The organism is Trichocoleus sp. ST-U2 (genome assembly GCF_039961875.1).
Lineage (GTDB): Bacteria > Cyanobacteriota > Cyanobacteriia > Cyanobacteriales > FACHB-T130 > FACHB-T130.
Map to the genome: position 1 here is coordinate 1 of NZ_JAMPJY010000017.1, position 21157 is coordinate 21157.

Below are 21157 nucleotides of genomic sequence, written 5' to 3' on the forward strand. Positions count from 1 at the left end.
CGCCCGTCTGAAGGCGCTCGGATTGAGGACTTTCAACTGTTGGTAGAGCATGAGCAGATTCAGTAACGCTTACCTACTTTTGGCTCATTTTCTTGATTCATGCAAGAGGTCTATTCTTTTGTCATTTGGTTTATTCCTGTTTGTCTTAAATGCAGTTATTTTCGGTTTAGCCGCTTGGTTAGTGACAGGATTTCGGTTACGGTGGGGTTTTTGGAGTGCTTTGCTTGGCTCATTGGCACTGAGTATTGTTAATTCTGTACTTTTCCATCTGCTAGCATCGCTCAGATTGTAAGCGCAGGTTTGTTCTGAGCGGGGAAAGAAAACCGGAAGTAGAGGGTTCAGAGAGTTCGGATTGAGTGAGAGTAACTGTCTATAAGGAGCGGTTTTTCAATTGGTAACGCACTAGCGTCCTAACATTTTCAGCAGACAGTCCTAATTCTTGCGCGATCGCAGCTTCCACCTGACTGAATTCTGTTACTGGAAACTCAAATTCTAACTTTTTGAGTGTCGAATCTGTCGTTTTGACCTGTACTTTGGTAAATCCCTGCTCTTTGTCAATTTCTGCTTTGATGACTAGCAAGGTGACTGAAAGTTGCACTTCCAACTGTGTATCAGCTTGAAGCTTATCAACCGTATCGTAGGAGCGACTTAATGCTTGGTCTGTTACCAGTCCACCCCCAACCCAAAAAATAATTCCTAGCAGGGGTAGAGGTAGCCAAAATTCTAGCCCTAAAAAATGTAATCTTTGTAACCAACGGGGAGAGGACATAGGGAGAGGTGAGGAATTTTAGCTTCACAGCTAATTGAGTTTAAGGGAAAAAAACAATCAAATTCGACATCAAAAGTCAAAATTTAAAAGATAAAAAAAGAGAAGATTCACTTTTGACTCTTGATTTTCTTCGGTACTCGATAAAAATCTGACTGGTGGAAGACGTGCGATCGCTTTAGGCTTCTCTACTATGAGCAGCGCGATCGACGATTCTCCGGAAAAGAGGTTTCACTAAAGCGTCTTATGAGAATTTTACTGGTAGAAGACGACCCCGAACAATTAGAGCCACTAAACGCAGCTTTGTTGCAAGCCGGACATATTGTCGATGGCATTGAGGATGGGGAAACTGCCCAATGGCTGATCTCTCAAAAAGACTATGACTTGTTAATTTTAGACTGGATGTTGCCGACAGTCAGCGGGTTGAGCCTTTGTCGCCAGTATCGACAAGCAGGGAAAACCTCGCCGGTGTTGATGCTGACTGCCAAAGACACGACTGTGGATAAAGTTACGAGTTTGGATGCCGGTGCCGATGATTATCTGGTTAAACCGACTGATATTATCGAACTTTTGGCACGGGTGCGGGCATTGGGAAGGCGATCGCCTCTATGGCAGGGAGATATCCTCCGCATAGAAGATTTACAACTACACTTGAATAGCTTGACTGTTGAACGGGGACAGACAACTATCCAATTGTCCGCCCGCGAGTTTCAGCTATTAGAATACTTCCTGCGCCACCCTCATCAGGTCTTAACCCGCGATCAAATTGAACAAGCCTTGTGGGAGTGGGGTGCAGAACCAGAGAGCAATGCCGTAACTACCCTTGTCCGGAGGCTGCGGCAGCGTTTGCAGTTAGTCGGTGCGGCAGATTGGATTGAAACAGTCTATGGCATGGGATATCGCCTCAATCCTTCGGGAAGTCAAAAGTAAAAAGAGAAGAAATTCAAAATAGAAATGAATCAAAATGACAGAATAAATCTTTCTTTTGCTTTTTGCCTGTCTTGCCCCAAATTCGGGTGTAACTTTGCTTCCCTAAATCTTCAGGCGCTTTTTAACTTTGCCTTTTTCCATGTTTGGTCGTAGCCGTCGCAATCTGGCTCGCTGGTTCACCCTATCAATGGGAAGTATTTTGGTGATTTTTGCAGGAGTCGTCTACTACGTAGAAGTTGCAGACGCGCTCTTAGCATTGGATCGATTACTCTACCAACAAACCAAGGTAATGGCAGCGAGCGTGAATTATGAGCGTCGCAATGGTCAGTGGCAGGTAGAGCTGGACAATGTGCCACTTTTGGGAAATAACCCACAGCCGTTGGATAGTGGGCTGGCGTATGGGCGTTGGTACGATGCCAAAGGGCAATTGGTGCAATTTTTTGGTACGCTTCCCCCAGAGAAGCTGACGGTGACAGATGGATTTCAAACCATCAAAACTGCCAATGGCTCTGCACGTTGGCTGCGTCAGGTAACGCTGCCTGTCTACGAGAAGAGTGTATTAATTGGTTATCTCCAGGTTGCGACTTCCCTGACATCCACTCAAGAGGCTTTGTCTGAATTGCGGCTGGTTCTGACGCTCTTGGTGCCAGTCACCTTGGGGGTAATTAGCCTGACTGGGTGGTTTTTGGGGGGGCTAGCGATGCAACCGATTCGTCATGCTTACGAGCAACTGCATCGCTTCACCGCAGATGCTTCCCATGAATTGCGGACACCATTGGCGGCGATTCTTAGCAATGCACAAGTCGGGTTGCTGTCTGACGATCATTCACAGCAACGGCTTCGGCTAGACAAGATTGTGAATGTTGCTAAGTCAATGAATTCGCTGGTGAGTAATCTGCTGTTTTTGGCTCGGAATGATGGGTCATTATCTCCTGAATCTTTGAGAAAGATTAATCTAACTCTTTTGCTACAGGAGCTAGCAGAGAATTATGCAACGCAAGCAGCCACCAAAAATCTAAATTTTGTTAGTAATCTGCCGACTGAGAGCTTGGAGGTGAAGGCCGATCCAGAGTTGCTCCGTCTGGCGGTGATGAACCTGCTGAGTAATGCTTGCAAATATACCCTGGAGGGCGGTGAAGTTCAACTGCGATTGTTTACGCGATCGCATCTGGCTATTATTCAAGTTTCAGACACTGGGATGGGGATTGCGGCGACTGATTTGCCCCATATTTTTGAACGGTTTTATCGGGTGAATCGCGATCGCTCTCGCACTACAGGGGGTTTTGGTTTGGGATTAGCGATCGCTGAGCAAATCGTCAAAGCTCATGGAGGTGGGATCGAAGTCACCAGTGTAGTCGGTCAAGGATCAACTTTTCAAATTGAGCTGCCACTCCAGTAGCAAAAATAACCTGGCGATTGGAAATCGCGGCTACGCCAACCCCCCTTACCCCCCTTCAAGAAGAAGAGGGGACATAAGTTGCTTCGCTTCTATTCAACCAAGTCCGCCTGCGCGGAATCAATTCAGCCTGCGGAGGCAGGCTTTGTTTGTGTAGCCCCAGACTTCCAGTCTGTGGGGGATTTGCAAATACGGGATGCTCCCACTGTCACTTTCTAGTCACATTTGTTGCCAACACTGAAGATAGCAGGAGCAGAAGGTTATCACTCCTAAATCATTTTTCTTTAGTTTGTTTTCAACACTTTTTTTCATGGAGTTAGTGTAAATCCGATGTTGTTCAGAGGTACTTCTTCTCTACTCTGCCTTGCCGCTCTGGCTGTTGTTTGTAGTGGTTTATCAGCTCAAGCTGAAACTGACGACTTCACCCCTAAGACAGATGCGTTTGCCAGAGTACCTAATCATAATTTTGAATCAAATAAGACTCCAATTCAATCTGACCAAGTTACAACTTTCTTTGTACAAGAACAAGTGAATGTAGCGAATTCAGGTTCACCTGATTCTGTTGTAAAGGTACTGACAGAATCAACAATTCAAGAGCAAGATTTTTCAGAAATAAAATTGCCAACTGCCACTGCATCAGCCGGGGCGAATCAATCTCCATCTAACCTTTCTAGCGAGACAAAGCAGGAAATTCCTGAGAAAACAGCGATCGCAACCTCCGATGCGGTAAACCCAGAGCAGATTGTAGACAAAAGGGTGAAAACGTCTGCGTCGGCTTTGACTGTTGAACCTTCAACACCTCAACTCCCAGAAGCAGCGACGACTGAAACCACAGCGCCGGAAATCGCTCAAGTGGATGTAATACCTGGTAGAGCCACTCGCTCTGGCCCAAGTTATATCGGGGTTGCAGGCAACATTGGATTAGGTGGCGATACGACTTTAAGTGAAGGTGCCTTTGCAGTCATTAGCAAAATTGGACTCACCAGAAATTTATCTGTGCGACCCGCTGCTTTATTTGGCGATAATACAGTTTTTCTGGTTCCACTTACTTACGATTTCCCCTCTCAAGGAGTGGAACAAATCAGATACCGTGTAGCCCCTTATATTGGAGGCGGAGTGGCGATTTCAACGGGTGACGATAGCACTATTGGCGCACTGATTACGGGCGGGGTCGATGTTCCATTATCATCCCAATTCACCGCAACCGCTGGCGTGAATGTCGGTTTTGTTGATGAAACAGAGGTGGGATTATTAATCGGAGTTGGTTACACTTTCTCAGGACTTTAAACCGACTTTGCTTTAATCTTTTCACATCGCAACTCAAAGAAATTACGATCGCAACGGTGAAGGTGCCAGAATGAGCAGACGGGTAAACGACAGTCTCCCAAATCAAGTCTTCGCGGTAAGCAAAACAGCAGCACCCAAGCCAGCGCTGGCTTTCATAGACGCGATCGCCCTAATTGTTGGCATCGTGATTGGTGCCGGAATTTTCGAGACACCGTCCCTAGTCGCTGCTGCTTCTGGGAGTGAAGCGGTTGCACTTTCCCTGTGGATTCTGGGTGGCGGGATGTCCTTAGTCGGCGCATTGTGCTACGCAGAATTGGCAACAGCATATCCCCACGCTGGGGGGAATTACTATTACTTGATGCGTGCTTTCGGCAAAAACACCGCCTTCTTTTTTGCTTGGGCGCGAATGACGGTGATTCAAACAGGTTCGATTGCCCTGTTGGCGTTCGTATTCGGAGACTATGCCTCGCAATTACTGCGCCTTGGGAATTATTCATCCTCACTTTACGCTGGGATTGCGATCGCCCTGTTGACAGGTTTAAATATCATCGGCGTTCAGCAAGGAAAGTGGGCGCAGAATTGGCTAACAGTCGCCAAAGTGGGTGGCTTGCTGTTGGTGGTAATTGGGGGTTTAGCCTTTGCCGTTCCCAGTCTCCCGGAGGTGCCTGCTGCACCAGCAACATCCCAAACAAACTTTGGGATGGCAATGCTTTTCGTGCTGTTGTCCTATGGCGGCTGGAATGAAGCGGCTTATATCTCAGCCGAGTTACGCAACGTCAACCGAAACATGGTGCGATCGCTGCTAGTGAGTATCGGCATCATCACGACAATTTACTTAGCGATAAACTTCGCGTACATCCACGGTTTAGGATTGGCGAACATGGCAGCCTCAGAAGCCGTAGCAGCGGATTTGATGCGTCGTGCAGTTGGCGAACCCGGTGCTTGGTTTATCAGCTTCCTGATTGCCATTTCTACCTTGGGTGCGATCAACGCCACGATTTTCACCGGCGCACGTACCAATTACGCCCTCGGACAAGATTTTTCCTTGTTCAGCTTCCTCGGACGCTGGCACCATCGCGCCAGTACGCCAGCCAATGCCTTGCTAGTGCAGGGTGCGATCGCGTTAGCCCTCGTGTTTCTGGGAACTCTCACCCGCGAAGGCTTTAAAACGATGGTGGACTACACTGCGCCGGTGTTCTGGTTCTTCTTCCTGCTATCGGGTATCTCGCTGTTAGTGTTACGAGTTCGAGAACCGCAAGTAGTGCGACCCTTCCGCGTCCCTCTCTATCCTCTAACGCCCCTACTTTTTTGTGCAATCTGTGCTTATTTACTCTACTCCAGCGTTGCCTATACAGGGGTTGGGGCGCTTGTCGGAGTGGCTGTCGCGATCGCTGGCGCACCGCTATTGCTGTTATCTCGTCGTCGGCAAATTTGAACAAAACGTTAACAACTCAAAAGGAGAAGATGCAATGCAATTACAACAAATTAAGCTGTTGCTGGTTGCTAGTTTGAGTGCGGGTAGCTTCTTGTTCGCAGGCTGCACCCAACAACGCCAGTTTGATGCACAAACTCAACCCGATCTTCAAGCCCAAGCGCCCACCGCACCGACCGCACCGAGTGTTCAAGTCGAAGCACCCGCAACCGACGTTCAAACCCAACAACAGCCAGCGGATGTGCCCTTTGTACCAACCCCCGAAGTCGTCGTCGCCGAAATGCTTAAACAGGGGCAGGTAAAAGGGAACGATGTACTCTACGACCTCGGCAGTGGCGATGGACGAATCGTGATTACCGCTGCAAAACAATTTGGCACTCGCGGAACTGGTGTAGATATCAATCCGCAACTGGTTCAAGAAAGTCGAGAAAATGCCCAAAAAGCGGGTGTAAGCGATCGCGTGCGGTTTTTACAACAAGATTTATTCGCCACTGACCTCAGCGATGCCACGGTGGTAACGCTGTACCTGCTTCCTGAGGTGAACTTGCGGCTGCGACCGAAGCTCCTCAAGGAACTTAAACCAGGCACTCGCATTGTTTCGCACAACTACGACATGGGTGAATGGAAACCTGAGAAAGTAGTGCAGGTAGAAAGTAGCCCCGGTCGCCAGCATACTATTTACTCCTGGGTTGTGCCTGAAACTGTCCCGGATAATTTGAAATAACCGGGATATCCTGTTGCTAGTTCCATCCAGCCGAACTAATCTTGCTGATACTATTTCACCAATAATCTGCAACAGCTCCCTTAACGGCATCTTAAAAGGGAGAAGTTAGCCTCCCTTTTAAGATGCTGTTGGCGAATTCCAAAAAATTAATCTTAGGGGCGCTTATTTAGGGGCGCACCGATAAGCGCCCCTAAGCGATTAAACACTTTCTAAAACAGAATAGGAGTGATGTTATTCTCACCATTTCCAGCGTTCACGAAATTATCCTTAAGCCAGAATAGGTTGGTTTTCCTGCCAGAAAGGCGGCATAGAAAATTTTATGCGATCGCGCCGAAATACTAAAGGTATTGGGGTCAATGCTACGGGGCTGGGTGCCACAGTTACGCGCATCTACATGACTTAGAAGCAAAGGCTGAGGTAGAAAGTTTATATCCCAAGGTTTCGGGCAAGTCCGCCGGAATAAATGGCAGCATCGGTGGCATTTTTGGCATCTGACGAAGCTACTTACATCACAAGCCAAACTCGGTTTTTTGACGGTGGGTTGACGCATTATCCCGCCTTTGGCGAGTCTTAGTCATAAGAAAATAGGAGGTATTCACGATGAATTTCAAAAACATTGTACAGCTATATACAGCCGGAAAAAGGAACTTTAGAAAAGCAGATTTATATAAGGCAAAATTAGCTTTTGTCTGCTTAAATGAAGCAAATTTTAGCAAAGCGAATCTATGTTTGGCGAACTTGAGAGGGTCAGATTTGCGCGGAGTCAATTTCAGCGAAGCAGACTTAACAGGGGCAAACTTACGTCAAGCAGACCTCACTGAAGCTAACTTGGGGGCAGCGAATTTAAGTAAGGTAAATCTTCGGGGAGCAAATCTAACCAGAGCAAATTTGAAAGGGGCAAATTTGGAAGAAGCCGTGTTAGGTGAGGCAAACCTGAACCAAACAAACCTGAGATACGCCAACTTATCTAAAGCCAAGCTAATGGGTGCCATCCTTACTGGAGCAATTTTACTAGGAACAAACCTAAGTAAAGCTATTTTACTCAGGGCAAATTTAACGCAAGCAAGTTTAATTGAAACCAACCTCAGTGAAGCTGTCTTAACTGAAGCCAGAATGCCTGACGGAAAAGTTCACGACTACGCTTAAGTACGCAAGGAAAACCTATATTCCTTGCAAAATCATCAACATACAGCGGTTAGTTGGATCTGGAATTATTTTCAACTGTGGTTGTTTCTAGCTGTTTGGGTGTAAAACTGGCGAAGCAATCAAACAGTAACTCCCGTTTCAGCGAGTTGTACTTGGTTTGACCTTCTTTTCGGATCTGGATTAACCCCGCTTCCGCCAGTGTCTTGGAGTGGTGACAGAAGAGAGCTAAACTAATCCCTAAATAATTGGCTATTTCGCTGCCACTCATTTCCTCGCAAGAAGCTAACATCTCCACAATCCTCAAACGTGTTGGATCGGAGAGAGCTGCAAAGATTTTAGCCCGAAGTTCTATGTCTTGAACGGCAGCTTGAGACGCAGAGGGCAGTTGAACGCTATGGTTGTTATCGATCATGGGAAGTAGGGGTTACTAAAAGAAGCCACGAGAAAGCCCCAACAAGACTCTGCATTACTCCTGATGTCAACGCTAAAAGAAGGTTGAACGACGGTATAGGCGTGTCTGACGTGGATGTATGCCGTTGGCGAAAACTCACCGTCTTACTTCTATTTTACGTCTTGGCGCTCAGTATTGAAATAGTTAAACAACTACTTGACTATTGGGGAAAGATTGTTCTAGTATTTAGTCAAATGGTTGTTTAACTACTAAACCCTTTAGGGGATTGAAACCAGATTGGTAACTTTTAGCAGCGAGTTGAGTGGATGCGATCGCATGAAATGATGCAATGCGCTTTCTGCAACAGCTGCTGATACTCTCCTCACCTTGATCTACAGCCTGAAGGAGGCTGGAAACCATGTCAGACAACGCGAAATATGTCACCTTGACCGAAGACAACTTTGAAACCGAAGTCCTCGCAAGTTCAGTTCCAGTTGTGGTAGATTTCTGGGCGGCTTGGTGTGGTCCTTGCCGGATGCTCAACCCATTAGTTGCAGAATTAGCTGCCAATTTTGAAGGAATTGCTAAGGTTGGCAAGCTGAATATTGACGCCTATGGACACATCGCTACACAATACAACATCCAAGCCGTGCCAACGCTTCTGTTCTTCAAAGATGGTGTGGTGGTGGATCGAACCACTGGCGTAGCTCCTTTGGAAGTGCTGTCTGACAAACTTCAAGCTTTACTTCCACAGAACAACTTAACCACAAAGCCAGTAGCGATTAACTAACTGTCTAGTTTGTTGGCGGTGCGGGTAACTCTTATCCGCACCGCTCATACACTAGCTAGCTAGAGTTCCTGATGTCTGCGTTGTGCAATCAAAAACTGTAATGTCATTCCAATGGAGATTAAGTCAATGAGCGAGAATATCAATCTTTTCTCAACTGTTCAGCTGGGTTCTTTAGAACTTCCCAATCGAATCGTGATGGCTCCCTTAACCCGGATGCGTGCGGGAGCGGGAAATGTTCCTAGAGCGATGAATGCGACTTATTATGCACAACGGGCATCGGCGGGGTTAATTATCGCAGAAGCCACTCAAGTATCGCCTCAAGGACAGGGATATGCGAATACCCCAGGCATTCACTCAGCAGAACAGGTGGCAGGATGGCAACTGGTGACAGATGCAGTTCATGCTCGTGGGGGGCGGATTTTCTTACAGTTGTGGCACGTTGGGCGGATTTCTCACCCCTTACTGCAACCAGGAGGAGAACTGCCAGTAGCGCCCAGCGCGATCGCACCCGAAGGTGAAGCAATGACGAATGAAGGGCCAAAACCCTTCGTCACACCTCGTGCCCTAGAAACTGAAGAAATTCCAGGAATCGTCGAACAATACCGCAAAGGGGCAGAAAATGCCTTAGCTGCTGGATTTGACGGGGTGGAAATTCATAGTGCCAACGGTTATCTACTTGACCAGTTTCTTGAGGATGGGACGAACAAACGCACCGACCAATATGGCGGTTCAATTGAGAACCGCGCCCGACTTTTGATGGAAGTGACTGAAGCAGTCGTCAGTGTTTGGGGTGGACAACGGGTAGGAATTCGCCTCTCCCCAAGCGGTACTTTCAACAGTATGTCCGACTCCAATCCATCTGCTTTGTTCAGTTATGTAGCTGATTCACTCAACCGTTTCAACCTGGCTTATCTCCACATCGTTGAGCCAAGAACCGATGGCAATACTAGCCTCGATAACTCTACAGGAGGCTTGTTTACCGAATACTTCCGTCCTATCTTCAAAGGGACTTTAATCGCCGCAGGAGGATATGACCGCGACTTAGGGAATGCTGTTTTGGCTTCTGGCAATGCAGATTTGGTGGCTTATGGAAGACTGTATATTGCTAATCCAGATTTACCAGAACGTTTTGCACTCAATGCTTCCCTAAATAAGCCTGATCGCTCCACCTTTTATGGTGGCGATGAGAAGGGATATATCGACTATCCAAGCCTTGAATTACAGACGGCTTGAGTTGATTTGTTTCCTCACAGAGAACCTCCTCCCCACCCCCTTTCCTTTAAAGAGCTACGGTCTACACACAAGTGACTTGTTTTGCTCATCAAAGCGCTCCCAGACCTGACAAGAACTATGAAGAAATGAGAGCCATGCTCAAAGCCCCTCTCCGTTCACGGAGAGGGGTTGGGGGTGAGGTTCCTTATTTCTGTCTTTAATTCTCGTTCATAGATTAACCGCATAGAAAGGTTATGAAGGAACTGTCAGCGACACACCATTGTCTTTTGGTGTCATTTGCAGTAAAAAGGGAACCGCTTTTTTAACCCAATCTTTTACTGCTGTGTAAGCAGCCGCTTCTTCTCCAAAACAAACCTCTAACATATCAGTATGAATAATGCCTGGGTTGAGGGGAATCGCCGCCATTCCCGAAGGTAATTCTTGAGCCAATGCCTGAGTTAATCCTTCAATTGCCCACTTAGAAGCACAGTAGGGTGCAAATTCAGGCGAGGTGGAGCGACCCCACCCTGAACTCAAGTTGACAATGATGCCACTTTTCTTTTGAATCATGGCTGGAACAAAGGAGCGGATTACATTCGCGACTCCTTTAATATTGACATCAATGAGTCGAGAAAATTCCGCGCTATCAACTTTCCAAAGCGGGGCGGGTTGATTGATTAATGCGGCATTATTAATTAATAAATCAGGGGATGAGTAGTTATTTAAAAGTTGCTCAGCCCAGGTTTTTACTTGATATTCATCCGCAACATCTACGCTGGAAAAATGATGGGGCGTTCCAAATTTTCGCTCAAGTTTCTGTGTTGCTTCTGTGGAACGGGCGCACCCACAAACTGTATGACCTTGCTCAATAAATTTTTCAGTCATAGCAAGACCGAGACCCCGACTTACCCCTGTAATTACAATCAGTTTTTTCATGAGTTAGACTAATTTAGGATTTTAGATTTGGGATTTTTGAAGGGTCTGGCGGGAAGAAGCCATGAATCGCATTTCTACAACCCAAAATTTAATTGCCAGCTAAGGGTGAATTGTGCCATCAGGCATGATTGCTTTTTGGAGTATCGTCCGCGTCAGGTTAACGCCGGTGAGGTTAGCGCCGGTAAGATTCGCCGCAGTGAGGTTAGCGCCGGTGAGATTAGCACCCCTCAAGTTCGCTTTGTTCAAATTAGCGCCGGAGAGGTTCGATTTGCTGAGGTTAGTCCATCTGAAATCAGCCTGAGTCAGGTTCGCTTCGCTCAAGTTAGACCTAAAGAGATAAGCACCATTGAAGTGAGCCTCGATTAAGTTTGCTTTGTGTAGGTCAGCTTTGTAAAGGTAAGCTCCTAGTAGTTCAGCGTCGTAAAGATTAGCATTACTGAGATCGACGGCTATTAGGTTCGCTGCCATCAAGTTAGCTTCGCTGAGGTTCGTTCTAGCCAGCTTTGCTGCACCGAGATCGGCTTTGTGAAGATTAGCGCTTCTGAGATCGGTGCCGATCAGGTTCGCGTTAGTTAGATTCGCTCTTCTTAGGTTAGCTCCTCTGAGGTCAGCCCCGATCAGGTTCGCATCGCCCAGATCGGCATCGCTGAGGTTGGCTTTGCTGAGGTTCGCAATGCTGAGGTTCGCTTCACTCAGGTTTGCCTCCATTAGGGAAGCGGAGTGGAGATTTGCATCGCTGAGGGTAGCATGGCTGAGGTTAGCGGCGATGAGTAAACTATTGCCCAGATCCGCCCTTCTCAGGTTAGCGCCTGTGAGGATTGCGCCTCTGAGGTTGACCCCTCTGAGGTTTGCTTCGCTCAAATCAGGTTCTATTTGTCGGTTTTTTCTTCTCCACTCAATCCATTTCACTGCACCGTTCTGAAGTAGTGCAAGATGCTCTAGATTTGCCATTTGGATTTCCTTTGCTTAACCCACCAGTGCTAACGCATTGACTTTAATCTGAAGTGGCTTTCTTTGAAAGCAAGCGATCGCCCATTTGTAAAGAGCGATCGCATTCCCCTTCTCTCCCTCGTCATCCCCATCCTTTCGCTATTCTTGACGCCAACTAGCAGGATTTTCACGACCAGGCACGCCTTCTAGCGCCACCAACGCCGCCGCAGAACCCGCCAGAATATCCTGTTCTGCTCCGCCCAAATAGAGGCGTCCGAAGCTTCCCACAGCTTGCACTTCCAAGATGTTAATTGCCGCCGCTTTCTCCGCCGCATTCGCCGCCAGTGCTGCATAAGCAGCAGGTTGAACTTCTAATACATAAAGCGTTTGCCCTGCCAGAAGTAGCTGTCCTCGCCGCGTGCGATTGATCAGCTGCGTTTGGTGAGCATCAATGTTGCGGATAATCTGGCTAGAAACGACGTGCGGCTTGAGACATTCATTTCGATGCACTCCCAGCGCCTCCAAAATGGCTTTACCCGCCGCCCGCGTCTCCCCTTGGCGGCTGGAATGCACTTCTAGTAGTCCGTACAGTCGTTCGACCACCTGCACCCCTGGACGTACAGAGGCAGCTTTGAGGGCAACATCAGTAATCCGGTTAATTTCAATGCCCGGTGAGATTTCAATCCACAGCGACGTATCTCCTGGCAATGGCAAGAACCCTAGTGCTACCGTCCCCATGTAAGCTGCGTGCTGAGGCTGCAAGCTGTCTAGAAATACGTAACTGCGTAGTTCTATGCCCAAGGTAATTAACTCCGGAAGTTAGAAAAAAGGAATCGGGTGCAACATCTGAGTTTACCGCGATCTCAGATCGCCAGAAGCTGCATCTGGTCAGCCGATAAGAGAAGCGATCGCTTCCCGCCGAAGGACTCTCCCATTTAGGGATTTGAAGACTCACGCAACCAGGGTTCTACCTATTTATAGACAATCGGGTTCTACCCCTTTATAGACACAACCACCCAGACTGGCGCGTTAGCTTAATTCACATAAGTTAACAATAAAAGAATACACCTTTAAGTTATGATGCCTAACCTGTTTGAAGCAACCAAAGAATATTGGCGCAAATTAGATCAGTTAGAAGCTGCCTATGAAAAGGGCGAAGTCTCGATTGAAGAGGTAGATGCTAAAGTTCAATTGCTCATGGCTGAACTCGGACGAGAACGCCGTGCAGCGTTTACCTATGTTTTTTATGGCTTGCGCCGTCTTTGGGATGAGCAACGGGAAACCATTGTTGGGGTGGCAATTCTCGGAGTTCTCGCGGTTTTCCTTCAAATTGAATACACCTAAAATTCCTAAATCGGGTCTGATACTCAGGGATGGCGTCGGTTGTTCTAGATGAATCCCGAGCGGGGATTGTAAAGATGACCGACGCTTCGGAAACCTGGAATGTGTTGGGTGTGTCACGTTACAAAAGAGCGATCGCCCAGAGACCAGCTCCCAGAGACCAGCTTAATATTGTAGCCGCCGAGCGATTTTCCTCCGTCTGGGCGCTCATCAACCATAATGTAAAGATTTTTATCTAGCGCGTGTCAGTTGATCAAGTGTCACGTATTAGAGTATTGGCTCGATTGAACAAGCGATATTCTTTAGTTGTGTGAGGAGCAAGTTTAGAAGAAAAAGCGTCTGGGGTCGAAACACGGCAAGACTCCCAGGCGCTTTTTCATATCTGTCAAAATCCTTCAACAACGAACTACAGCCCAGATTCATGGCTTATCTTGTCTCCAGAAACGACACATTTAGACTGATAAGCAGGTAGGCAATACTTTGAGATCGGGAATGGATGGAGCGTTTTACCTCTTCCCAAACCCTCTCCAATCCCCAGAGGAACTGTGAAAATGGCTCTGGCTCCCGTTCCCTGCATGGGAACGGGTTGGGGGTTAGGTTTGTCAGAGCCAAAAAATATTGGACTAGATGATTTATTACATTTTGTTTATTCCGAGATGCAGATACGCTGCTGAGTGATGAGCGTCTAGAGTAACCAGTATCAGCACACTTCTTGAGATTAAGCACTATGACAGACGAGCCACGCCTAGAGGAGCAGGCCCTCTCCCAGGCTGTCGAAATGGGGTTATCTAGCCAGATGGATAGCGTAGAGAACATCAATGTAGATGTCCGAACCGATTTGCTGAAGATGGCTCAAGGAAAGGCTAATTCAGTTTCGGTTGAAGGTCGGGGTCTGGCGATTCAGAAAGATATTCGCGTGCAGGAAATGGAATTGCACGCCGATAATATTGCGATCAATCTCTTTGACGCGATATTCGGTCAGATTAAGCTGAACCATCCGCTAGACGCGACTGCCCGTGTTGTCCTCACCGAACAAGATATCAACCGCGCTTTAAACTCAGACTACATCCGCAGCAAGTTTCAAAGCATGGAGTTGAATGCGGATGGTCAAATCGTGACCTTGGAACCGCAAGAACTGGAAATGCATCTGCCGGGTGAGGGCAAGATGGAATTCAGTGGAAAAATGCTACTGCATGACGTGGATAAGGCTCGACAAGTCGGTTTCGCCGCCGTAGTGCGTCCGCGTACTTCTTCAACGCCAATCTTGTTGGAGGGGTTTAGCTGTAATCCTGGACAAGGCATTTCACTGGAACTCACGATCGCCTTGATGGAGAAGTTAGGAGAACTGGCAAACTTGCCCTATTTTGACCTCCAGGGGATGGCAATCCGCATTAAGGAGATGGATGTACAAGAGGGTAGTTTAACCCTTTATACCGAAGCCTACATCAAGCAAATTCCCGATCAATGATCGAGGATGAAGGGCGCGATAGCGAAGCGCTGCTGCTTTCAGCAGATCGCATCCATCAAGCGGTTCTCCCTTCAACCCATTAGCGTACCGTAGGCTTAGCCCCGACAAAACCGCGATAACCCCAGCTTCTAGGAGGAAACCATGACAGAGTTTCAAGATTTTTTAAAGCACAAATTTGCCTATGTTGCGATTGGAGAATTCAAACCTGGCAAATTTGATGAGGCTGAGCAACTCTATGAAAAAGCTGTCTCAACGTACACGCACGGCTTTAAGGGGTCGTACTTACTGCAAGAACCGGGGACTGACCGAGGAATCGCTATTATTCTTTGGGAGAGTGTCGAAGATATGCAAGCCAATCAAAGCGAGGCATACCAAGCCATCTTAAATCAGATGAATCCTTTGTTTGAGGAAGCGCCGACCACTGCTTTCTATGAAATCGTCAGTGAAATTCAGCCCACAAATGAAAGTGGTGAATCTCCATCCATATAATCAACCCGAAAAAGCGATCGCTCTATCCGGTCGGAGAAATTTGAGTCATTTGATGTCAAAGGCTTTCTCGCGGGCACTCCTGACTCCAATTTGATGGCGAGATCGATGAGGAATCGCACATGACCAATGGTTGAAGCAAGGCCAGCTTCGTTTACAGGACACCCAAACCGGGGGAAGGATTCTTGGGGATGTTGCCAACGCAACCATAGCTTTCCATCAATCACTTTTGTGGTAATTGACCAGCCTTTATATTGGCTGGGAACTTCTTTAACGTCAGTATCAAGGACGTTGGATGTTACTGAGGGTTGGGGTTGACTCGGTGGGATCATCATTAGGGCACGGGAACTTAATGCCCTAAATATCGGTGAAAATACTATGGCGAATCGTGATTCAACCCGCAAGCAAAAGTGATTGTTTAAAAAGATTTAGGTGACAGAACTTTGGAACCCCTCGTGATGCACCTCGGATGGTGAGTGTGAGGTGCATCACATTCGCAAGCAGGAGAGCGGTTTGGTAGAATTCAGCGGGTGGCGTCGCCATGTCAAAATCTACGGCTAGCGATCGCTTGAAACGTGCAAGTATTGAAAAGCGTATCCACGCAACCGGCTCAACACCCCCCGATTTGTTGACGCACCTTACTCAACCCGTACCAGGTTTTTTCGCCCACAATTCCGTCTGCTAATAGACCACTACGCAGTTGAAAGGATCTCACAGCAGCTTCAGTGTGGGGTCCGAAGATTCCATTCACTTCTTCATCAAAATCACCAGATAAAGACAGTACACTCTGAAGCGTGATGACTATCTCACCTTTAGCGCCTCGTTTCAGCACTGGCATATTTACGGGAGCGCCGCTGTAGAGAGCTTGCCAGGTCATTTGACCCACGACGCCATCTTCTTTGAGAAACATCCAATTTTGAAAAACAAGAACGGCAAATTCGACTTCTTCATTAAAGTTTCCGTTGATAGCTCCGTTATAAGCAAACCTTTTAGTTAATAGTTGTTGTAATTCTTTTACTGCGGCTCCAGAGTTCCCTATTTGCAGTACGGGCTTATTGAGTTGAGCTGGTTTGACTGATATTTGAGTTGATTCTTTAGCAAGCATGGCTTAAGTCTCTTGGAATTCCTGTGTTTGACTATTCCAAACTAACCAAAGCGTTCTCCCTTCCACCTCGCACGCTCAGTTCATGCAACTGGATATTTCAATATCCCGCTTGTTGGTCACCCATTAGCAGGAGGTGATAAAAACTACTGAGTGGCTCCTTGATTCGCTCCCAGGAACCAGAGACGGCTTGGTCGAGAAGGTTTGTCCCAACTTAAGTTGGCAGTCTTATGATGGGTTTATGGCGCGTCAAGACATCGACTTGCATCGAGTTGGGAAGTGGGATTTTTGCTTTTTATGATTCGTGGCAGCAGTTTTGGTTATTCTTGTCAGGCGTGACCTATGACAGTAGCAAGAGCAAATCTGCTCTTGAGGTGCGATCGCATCCACAGCTAAACCGATGAAGGTAATTCAGCAAACTTTTACATTACTCACCCTGCGAGAACGCCCAGTTGGCATTTGGATGCTGAGTAGTTTTACCGCTGTTTTAGGGCTTCTCGTTTTTATTTCTTCCAATTGGCCGATTGATTTTTTTGGATTGTTCTGCATTTTTTGCGCTAACTTGATGATGTTTGGAAGTCCGGTGAAGACTTGCCGATTTGATAAACATCTCAATCGAGTAATTCTCAAACAAAAAGGCTGGCTGGGAACTCAAGTAACGGGTTATTCAATTGACAAGATTACGGACGTTCAAGTAGAAGAATCTAACTTAGGAGGAATTCGCTTTTACCGGCTTACGCTGATGCTTTTATCAGGACAGCGATTTTATTTAACTCCGATTCCTAGCACTGACTGGCAATTACAACAAAGTTTGGCTAGCTACATCCAGCAATTTCTCAGCCATTAAAGTGGCGGCAAAAACGCTATGAGCGACTCTTTTGGGTAGACGCGATCGCGTGTCTTCAAAGCGAGGCGTTCGCCTACCGATGACAAGTCTGTGCTATTTACCAATCCACCTCATCCGCATCAATCCGTTGGAGCTGAGAATGATGAGGAAAATCATACCAGCCATCATCGGTTGTGTAGCCTATGCGATCGCTCGCCTCGTATTTCACCACTACCCCTTCCGTACAAAAGTCCAAGCGCCTGACTCGACACCCAACCGGAAACTGCTCAACCAGTTTGGGTGAGATGCAGGGTTTGAGAGCGACCGCGCTAGTGTTCACCATTTTCAGACCTCGGCGCGAAGAGTGCTGCCACGAGCAATGCTAGTTTGAGTGTAGCCCCTTCACTCCACTACTGCTAGTGTTGCTAATTCTAGTAAAGTGTGTTTAACCCTACCAGTGGGGCTGGGATCAACTAAAGGAAAGGTAGAGGATCGTTGCGGGACGCTGATTTCACAAGCTTTTCCGGGGAAAAACGGTATCAAATTAAACAATCTTCACGGTAGGTAATTGGCGATCGCAGCATTGCTATGTAGTTGTCACCCTGATGTCACATTTGCATGAGTAAACTTTATGTAGGCATAGGGTAATTGCTTCTGACATATCCATCAGTTAAAGAACGATGTCCTCTCAGCAGAAGGAATGAGAGGGCATTTTTTTATGGATAGCGATCGCGACTGGGATTGGCAACGATACCCGGGTTGGGAAAGCTAGTCCTCCGCTACCAGACAAGTAAAGCGCTAGACCAGTTGCTCTTTGGCATTCCTGCCCAGTCTCGACTAATTTGGTCGAAGAGTATCATCTGCACCTCTGATAATGGAGGAACTGGTAGTCATAGCCCAAACCGCAAGGAGAGCTAAACATCCAGGCTTCGCTGGTCAAGAAGTGCTGCATTCTGGCAACAAAAACAGGTTGGGACTGGTGTGTATGTTTTACAAAATTCTCGTGGCAATGGATAGCTCTGAAATCGGCAAGCAAGTCTTTGATGAAGCCGTATCCTTAGCGAAAGCGTTCCATGCCAGTCTGATGCTATTGCACGTCCTATCTGCGAATGAAGAGGGTAGTCCGGGGATTCCTGGGATGCCCGGTCTGGATTACTATCCTTGGCGACGCGATGATGTCCCAAGCGACTATCGACAGCAGTGGGATGCATTTGAAAGTCAATACTTGGCGCTACTGCGATCGCGTGCAGATGAAGCAACGAAGGCAGGAATTAGTACCGAATTCACCCAAAGCCTTGGCAGTCGGGGTGAAAACATCTGTGACTTAGCCCAAACTTGGGGTGCCGATCTCATCGTAATGGGGCGTCGGGGTCGTTCTGCAATTGGTGAGTTAGTTCTCGGTAGCGTCAGCAATTACGTCCTCCATCATGCCCCCTGCTCGGTTCTGGTTGTCCATCGTTGAGTTTGTAAATAGCACGGTTTGGTTGTTTTAGAGGAACGAGGGCAAGACGAGCAACAGCGATCGCAGCATTGCTATTTACTTGTCATACCCCTGTCACATTGCCGACTTATGCTTGTTTTTAAGAAGCATGGTGAAAACCCTTCTCACACCCATCAGTTAGACGATGCCCTTTCAGCGGAAGAGATGAGAGGGCATTTTTTTTACTAAGCGATCGCGCAAGTGAATGTCACTCATTTGAGCTACCTCAAATAAGGTTCGCTCAAAAAAGCGACTGGAAACCCACCTTGAACAATCGCTATACATAAATCTATCTACCACTCAAGAACTGCTTACTCATCAGTGAGATTCTGCCTTCTTTATAGAAGGCTTTTTTGTGAAATTGCGATTCATCCCAATGAGCGTAGGGACACGGCATTGCCATTGGGACATGGCAATGCATCTGGATTCATCTTGGCATCTCGTAGCGGCGAGGCATTGGGTAATAATTCCTCCCCGACTAAAAAATTGGCTGAGTTTGTCAGTTCATCTGAAAATGCCCCGGAAACAGCTCAATTTGTAAAGCATAGTGGTAAGAAATCACTGAAATACTTATCTTTTTCGCACAATGATGAGTAAGACACACTGCCGTAGGAATCGGTAAAACCAGAAGCCGGGAAGCGATCGCTGTAAAACCATGCCAACAACGATTGGCTTTCCCCATCAAGGAGGCGGAAATGGCATCCCGTTATGGATTGGTTGATAGGAGTCAATTAAACTGGCTCATTCTTTATCGTCTAGGGATGATCGCCTGTGCGCCACTCGCTGCCGAGTTGATTGGCAGTGCATTTAATATCTGGTACAACCTGACCCAGATTCAATCGCTGCTGACTCCCGCGCAGAATAGAGTCTTTGTCAATACTCTGTTGGTTTACAACGTTGTCGTCTACCCAGTCGCTCTGTCCCTCTGGGTGCAGCTCGTGCTGTCGCTACAGCGACCTTTACAGCAGATCCTGCACCAGCAAACCTTAAGAGCCGAGCATCTGATTAAAGCCAGACAACTCGCGATTAATCTGCCGTGGTGGGGAATGCTTCTGGCGGGAATCGGTTGGCTGTTGTGCATTCCCGTATTTATACTTACCCTGCATTATGCTCCGGGAACGCTCGACCGGCGCGTATTCTTGCACCTGTCGATTTCGGTGATCGTTGCAGCGCTGATTGCTATCCCTCAAGGTTTTTTTATCGTTGAGCTGTTTACCCAGCGACTGTTATACCCGTTGCTGTTTCAAGAAGCTCACCCGGCGGAAACACCGGGGGCTTTCCCCCTCTCGCTGCGGCAACGAGGACTCGTGTGGGCAGTCTCGGCTGGGGTATGCCCGATCGCTTCGCTATTACTTTTAAGCTTGACTTATCGTTCATCCGCAACGCCCGACCCCTGGTTTACCATATCCGTCGGGGTGTTGGGTATGGTCTTCGGGTTTAGCAGTGCTTGGATGGTCGGTCAATTAGTCGTTGAACCCGTAGAAATTCTACAGCAAGCGGCTCGCGCTGTGGCAGCCGGGAACCTTAACATTCACATCAAATTGCTGCGAGCTGACGAATTTGGCCCCTTAATTGATGATTTTAACGACATGATTGAGGAGTTGCGAGACAAACAACGCTTGCAAGAAACCTTTGGTCGTCATGTCGGTCAAACAGCCGCTCAACAGATTCTCCAGCGCGATCCCAGCTTAGGCGGGGTCGAGCAGGAATTAACAATTGTGTTTGCTGACATCCGCAACTTTACAGCCCGATGCGCGGTTTCTTCTCCTCAGCAAGTCGTGACCATGCTGAACTTGTTCCTGACTGAAATGGTAAAAATTGTTGAGCAGGAACATGGGGGGATGGTAAACAAATTCTTAGGGGATGGATTTATGGCGCTGTTTGGCGTCGGAGATGACCCACACAATCATGCTGCCAAGGCTGTTGCAGCGGCTCAAAAAATGCTCCTCAGCCTGCAATCTATTAATAGCGACTTAGCAAAACAGGGACAAGCTCCTTTAGCAATGGGAATTGGCATTCATACGGGATCTGTGGTGTTAGGCAGTATCGGATCGCCCCAGCGATTGGAGTACACTGCGATCGGAGATCCGGTGAACGTCGCCTCGCGGATCGAATCTTTGACCAAAGAACTTGGAAAACCGTTGCTGCTGAGTGCAGCGACTCACAAGCAATTACCCTCGACGATTTCGACTCAAGAATTGCCTCCCCAGCAGGTAAAGGGGCAACCCCACCCGATTATTGTGTATTGCCTAAAGGAATAGTCGGTATTCATGGCGGCAATTCTCATTTGGGTGCAGTACGGTTGAACCCCACCCCTGCCCCTCCCCGTAAACGAGGAGGGGTTCAATATCCCCTCTCCGTCAAGGTCAAGGGGCTGGGGGTAAGGTTCCGAAATTTCTCGCCCTGGTGCGCTCTGTTGGGTAACGGCACCGGAAAAAACTACGATTTTACAAGGGTTTCAGGAGTTGGGTCTGTGAATTAGACATCCACGCTTTAGCTGTTTAATCGGCTGGT

26 protein-coding genes and 1 pseudogene are annotated in these 21157 nt (G+C 47.6%); 18 read left to right on the plus strand and 9 right to left on the minus strand.

The genetic code is table 11. The features are described 5' to 3' along the window. Positions 1-112 precede the first annotated feature (112 nt). Positions 113-292, plus strand: a pseudogene (locus tag NC996_RS13275) (phage holin family protein); the annotation flags it as partial. Positions 293-370: 78 nt separating this feature from the next. On the opposite strand, the gene NC996_RS13280 reads toward NC996_RS13275, so the two are convergent. After that, entirely contained in the window at positions 371-769 is a 399-nt protein-coding gene (locus NC996_RS13280; RefSeq protein WP_190689103.1) for a hypothetical protein, read from the minus strand. A 243-nt stretch (positions 770-1012) separates the two neighbouring features. Here NC996_RS13280 and rppA point away from each other — a divergent pair, with 243 nt between their 5' ends. The 5 genes from rppA to NC996_RS13305 all read left to right on the plus strand — a co-directional run bounded on the left by rppA (position 1013) and on the right by NC996_RS13305 (position 6535). Beyond that, positions 1013-1696: a two-component system response regulator RppA gene (rppA, locus tag NC996_RS13285; protein WP_190414564.1), complete on the plus strand. Its 684-nt coding sequence runs from the start codon at positions 1013-1015 to the stop codon at positions 1694-1696. A gap of 139 nt (positions 1697-1835) precedes the next feature. Beyond that, positions 1836-3095, plus strand: coding sequence for an ATP-binding protein (locus NC996_RS13290; RefSeq protein ID WP_190430572.1), 1260 nt, complete (start codon positions 1836-1838; stop codon positions 3093-3095). A gap of 705 nt (positions 3096-3800) precedes the next feature. Further along, on the plus strand, positions 3801-4379 hold the full coding sequence (locus tag NC996_RS13295) for a hypothetical protein (RefSeq protein WP_347275833.1): 579 nt from the start codon (positions 3801-3803) through the stop codon (positions 4377-4379). A gap of 70 nt (positions 4380-4449) precedes the next feature. Further along, on the plus strand, positions 4450-5814 hold the full coding sequence (locus NC996_RS13300) for an amino acid permease (protein ID WP_190689105.1): 1365 nt from the start codon (positions 4450-4452) through the stop codon (positions 5812-5814). A gap of 34 nt (positions 5815-5848) precedes the next feature. Beyond that, the gene (locus NC996_RS13305) at positions 5849-6535 is read left to right on the plus strand and encodes a class I SAM-dependent methyltransferase (RefSeq protein ID WP_190430570.1); all 687 of its coding nucleotides are present in this window, start codon (positions 5849-5851) and stop codon (positions 6533-6535) included. Between the two features lie 253 nt (positions 6536-6788). On the opposite strand, the gene NC996_RS13310 is transcribed toward NC996_RS13305, so the two are convergent. Next, positions 6789-7085 carry a hypothetical protein gene (locus tag NC996_RS13310; RefSeq protein ID WP_190689107.1) on the minus strand — a complete coding sequence of 99 codons (297 nt, stop codon included), beginning with the start codon at positions 7083-7085 and terminating at the stop codon, positions 6789-6791. A gap of 50 nt (positions 7086-7135) precedes the next feature. On the opposite strand from NC996_RS13310, the gene NC996_RS13315 reads away from it, so the two are divergent. Then, positions 7136-7681 carry a pentapeptide repeat-containing protein gene (locus tag NC996_RS13315; RefSeq protein WP_190414559.1) on the plus strand — a complete coding sequence of 182 codons (546 nt, stop codon included), beginning with the start codon at positions 7136-7138 and terminating at the stop codon, positions 7679-7681. A 49-nt stretch (positions 7682-7730) separates the two neighbouring features. Here NC996_RS13315 and NC996_RS13320 read toward each other — a convergent pair whose 3' ends face one another. Then, positions 7731-8093, minus strand: coding sequence for a metalloregulator ArsR/SmtB family transcription factor (locus tag NC996_RS13320; protein ID WP_190414558.1), 363 nt, complete (start codon positions 8091-8093; stop codon positions 7731-7733). A 397-nt stretch (positions 8094-8490) separates the two neighbouring features. On the opposite strand from NC996_RS13320, the gene trxA reads away from it, so the two are divergent. Both trxA and NC996_RS13330 read left to right on the plus strand, forming a co-directional pair. Further along, positions 8491-8862, plus strand: a complete 372-nt coding sequence (gene trxA / locus NC996_RS13325; RefSeq protein WP_190414557.1) for a thioredoxin — start codon at positions 8491-8493, stop codon at positions 8860-8862. A gap of 126 nt (positions 8863-8988) precedes the next feature. Next, positions 8989-10095 (plus strand): alkene reductase, encoded by a 1107-nt coding sequence (locus NC996_RS13330; RefSeq protein WP_190434768.1) that lies wholly within the window; start codon positions 8989-8991, stop codon positions 10093-10095. 231 nt (positions 10096-10326) lie between these two features. On the opposite strand, the gene NC996_RS13335 is transcribed toward NC996_RS13330, so the two are convergent. The 3 genes from NC996_RS13335 to NC996_RS13345 all read right to left on the minus strand — a co-directional run bounded on the left by NC996_RS13335 (position 10327) and on the right by NC996_RS13345 (position 12741). Next, a complete protein-coding gene (locus tag NC996_RS13335; protein ID WP_190689109.1) occupies positions 10327-11010 on the minus strand; it encodes an SDR family oxidoreductase in 684 nt (227 codons plus the stop codon). A gap of 99 nt (positions 11011-11109) precedes the next feature. Then, positions 11110-11961: a pentapeptide repeat-containing protein gene (locus NC996_RS13340; protein WP_190414555.1), complete on the minus strand. Its 852-nt coding sequence runs from the start codon at positions 11959-11961 to the stop codon at positions 11110-11112. A 138-nt stretch (positions 11962-12099) separates the two neighbouring features. After that, on the minus strand, positions 12100-12741 hold the full coding sequence (locus NC996_RS13345) for a hypothetical protein (protein WP_190414554.1): 642 nt from the start codon (positions 12739-12741) through the stop codon (positions 12100-12102). Positions 12742-13017: 276 nt separating this feature from the next. On the opposite strand from NC996_RS13345, the gene NC996_RS13350 reads away from it, so the two are divergent. The 5 genes from NC996_RS13350 (at position 13018) to NC996_RS13370 (ending at position 15238) form a co-directional block, all read left to right on the plus strand. Continuing rightward, positions 13018-13284, plus strand: a complete 267-nt coding sequence (locus tag NC996_RS13350) for a hypothetical protein (protein WP_190414553.1) — start codon at positions 13018-13020, stop codon at positions 13282-13284. A 74-nt stretch (positions 13285-13358) separates the two neighbouring features. After that, positions 13359-13520, plus strand: coding sequence for a hypothetical protein (locus tag NC996_RS13355; RefSeq protein WP_190434759.1), 162 nt, complete (start codon positions 13359-13361; stop codon positions 13518-13520). Between the two features lie 312 nt (positions 13521-13832). Continuing rightward, positions 13833-13955: a hypothetical protein gene (locus tag NC996_RS13360; RefSeq protein ID WP_277878744.1), complete on the plus strand. Its 123-nt coding sequence runs from the start codon at positions 13833-13835 to the stop codon at positions 13953-13955. Positions 13956-14008: 53 nt separating this feature from the next. After that, positions 14009-14749, plus strand: a complete 741-nt coding sequence (locus tag NC996_RS13365) for a DUF2993 domain-containing protein (protein ID WP_190434754.1) — start codon at positions 14009-14011, stop codon at positions 14747-14749. Between the two features lie 141 nt (positions 14750-14890). Then, positions 14891-15238 carry an antibiotic biosynthesis monooxygenase gene (locus NC996_RS13370; protein WP_190689111.1) on the plus strand — a complete coding sequence of 116 codons (348 nt, stop codon included), beginning with the start codon at positions 14891-14893 and terminating at the stop codon, positions 15236-15238. Here NC996_RS13370 and NC996_RS13375 read toward each other — a convergent pair. Both NC996_RS13375 and NC996_RS13380 read right to left on the minus strand, forming a co-directional pair. Continuing rightward, positions 15199-15570, minus strand: coding sequence for a hypothetical protein (locus tag NC996_RS13375; RefSeq protein WP_190689114.1), 372 nt, complete (start codon positions 15568-15570; stop codon positions 15199-15201). The two genes, NC996_RS13370 and NC996_RS13375, sit on opposite strands and share 40 nt — an antisense overlap. A 275-nt stretch (positions 15571-15845) precedes the next feature. After that, positions 15846-16340, minus strand: coding sequence for a peptidoglycan-binding protein (locus tag NC996_RS13380; protein WP_190434747.1), 495 nt, complete (start codon positions 16338-16340; stop codon positions 15846-15848). A gap of 227 nt (positions 16341-16567) precedes the next feature. On the opposite strand from NC996_RS13380, the gene NC996_RS13385 reads away from it, so the two are divergent. After that, positions 16568-16741 (plus strand): hypothetical protein, encoded by a 174-nt coding sequence (locus NC996_RS13385; protein ID WP_190689117.1) that lies wholly within the window; start codon positions 16568-16570, stop codon positions 16739-16741. Further along, positions 16738-17184: a hypothetical protein gene (locus NC996_RS13390; protein ID WP_190689119.1), complete on the plus strand. Its 447-nt coding sequence runs from the start codon at positions 16738-16740 to the stop codon at positions 17182-17184. Before NC996_RS13385 ends, NC996_RS13390 begins: the two co-directional genes overlap by 4 nt. Before the next feature lie 97 nt (positions 17185-17281). Here NC996_RS13390 and NC996_RS13395 read toward each other — a convergent pair whose 3' ends face one another. Continuing rightward, positions 17282-17506: a hypothetical protein gene (locus NC996_RS13395; protein WP_190689122.1), complete on the minus strand. Its 225-nt coding sequence runs from the start codon at positions 17504-17506 to the stop codon at positions 17282-17284. Between the two features lie 531 nt (positions 17507-18037). Between NC996_RS13395 and NC996_RS13400 the strand changes: the two genes are divergently transcribed. Both NC996_RS13400 and NC996_RS13405 read left to right on the plus strand, forming a co-directional pair. After that, a complete protein-coding gene (locus NC996_RS13400) occupies positions 18038-18625 on the plus strand; it encodes a universal stress protein (RefSeq protein ID WP_242034026.1) in 588 nt (195 codons plus the stop codon). Positions 18626-19338: 713 nt separating this feature from the next. Next, entirely contained in the window at positions 19339-20904 is a 1566-nt protein-coding gene (locus NC996_RS13405) for an adenylate/guanylate cyclase domain-containing protein (protein ID WP_242037687.1), read from the plus strand. Positions 20905-21157: the final 253 nt, after the last annotated feature.

Excerpts from the sequence above, each read along its gene's own strand:
- NC996_RS13280 (WP_190689103.1), bottom strand. The coding sequence starts at position 769 with ATGTCCTCTCCCCGTTGGTTACAAAGATTACATTTTTTAGGGCTAGAA.
- rppA (WP_190414564.1), top strand. The coding sequence starts at position 1,013 with ATGAGAATTTTACTGGTAGAAGACGACCCCGAACAATTAGAGCCACTA.
- NC996_RS13290 (WP_190430572.1), top strand. The coding sequence starts at position 1,836 with ATGTTTGGTCGTAGCCGTCGCAATCTGGCTCGCTGGTTCACCCTATCA.
- NC996_RS13300 (WP_190689105.1), top strand. The coding sequence starts at position 4,450 with ATGAGCAGACGGGTAAACGACAGTCTCCCAAATCAAGTCTTCGCGGTA.
- NC996_RS13305 (WP_190430570.1), top strand. The coding sequence starts at position 5,849 with ATGCAATTACAACAAATTAAGCTGTTGCTGGTTGCTAGTTTGAGTGCG.
- NC996_RS13310 (WP_190689107.1), bottom strand. The coding sequence starts at position 7,085 with ATGCGTCAACCCACCGTCAAAAAACCGAGTTTGGCTTGTGATGTAAGT.
- NC996_RS13315 (WP_190414559.1), top strand. The coding sequence starts at position 7,136 with ATGAATTTCAAAAACATTGTACAGCTATATACAGCCGGAAAAAGGAAC.
- NC996_RS13320 (WP_190414558.1), bottom strand. The coding sequence starts at position 8,093 with ATGATCGATAACAACCATAGCGTTCAACTGCCCTCTGCGTCTCAAGCT.
- trxA (WP_190414557.1), top strand. The coding sequence starts at position 8,491 with ATGTCAGACAACGCGAAATATGTCACCTTGACCGAAGACAACTTTGAA.
- NC996_RS13330 (WP_190434768.1), top strand. The coding sequence starts at position 8,989 with ATGAGCGAGAATATCAATCTTTTCTCAACTGTTCAGCTGGGTTCTTTA.
- NC996_RS13335 (WP_190689109.1), bottom strand. The coding sequence starts at position 11,010 with ATGAAAAAACTGATTGTAATTACAGGGGTAAGTCGGGGTCTCGGTCTT.
- NC996_RS13340 (WP_190414555.1), bottom strand. The coding sequence starts at position 11,961 with ATGGCAAATCTAGAGCATCTTGCACTACTTCAGAACGGTGCAGTGAAA.
- NC996_RS13350 (WP_190414553.1), top strand. The coding sequence starts at position 13,018 with ATGATGCCTAACCTGTTTGAAGCAACCAAAGAATATTGGCGCAAATTA.
- NC996_RS13355 (WP_190434759.1), top strand. The coding sequence starts at position 13,359 with ATGACCGACGCTTCGGAAACCTGGAATGTGTTGGGTGTGTCACGTTAC.
- NC996_RS13360 (WP_277878744.1), top strand. The coding sequence starts at position 13,833 with ATGGCTCTGGCTCCCGTTCCCTGCATGGGAACGGGTTGGGGGTTAGGT.
- NC996_RS13365 (WP_190434754.1), top strand. The coding sequence starts at position 14,009 with ATGACAGACGAGCCACGCCTAGAGGAGCAGGCCCTCTCCCAGGCTGTC.
- NC996_RS13370 (WP_190689111.1), top strand. The coding sequence starts at position 14,891 with ATGACAGAGTTTCAAGATTTTTTAAAGCACAAATTTGCCTATGTTGCG.
- NC996_RS13375 (WP_190689114.1), bottom strand. The coding sequence starts at position 15,570 with ATGATGATCCCACCGAGTCAACCCCAACCCTCAGTAACATCCAACGTC.
- NC996_RS13380 (WP_190434747.1), bottom strand. The coding sequence starts at position 16,340 with ATGCTTGCTAAAGAATCAACTCAAATATCAGTCAAACCAGCTCAACTC.
- NC996_RS13385 (WP_190689117.1), top strand. The coding sequence starts at position 16,568 with ATGATGGGTTTATGGCGCGTCAAGACATCGACTTGCATCGAGTTGGGA.
- NC996_RS13390 (WP_190689119.1), top strand. The coding sequence starts at position 16,738 with ATGAAGGTAATTCAGCAAACTTTTACATTACTCACCCTGCGAGAACGC.
- NC996_RS13395 (WP_190689122.1), bottom strand. The coding sequence starts at position 17,506 with ATGGTGAACACTAGCGCGGTCGCTCTCAAACCCTGCATCTCACCCAAA.
- NC996_RS13400 (WP_242034026.1), top strand. The coding sequence starts at position 18,038 with ATGGAGGAACTGGTAGTCATAGCCCAAACCGCAAGGAGAGCTAAACAT.
- NC996_RS13405 (WP_242037687.1), top strand. The coding sequence starts at position 19,339 with ATGGCATCCCGTTATGGATTGGTTGATAGGAGTCAATTAAACTGGCTC.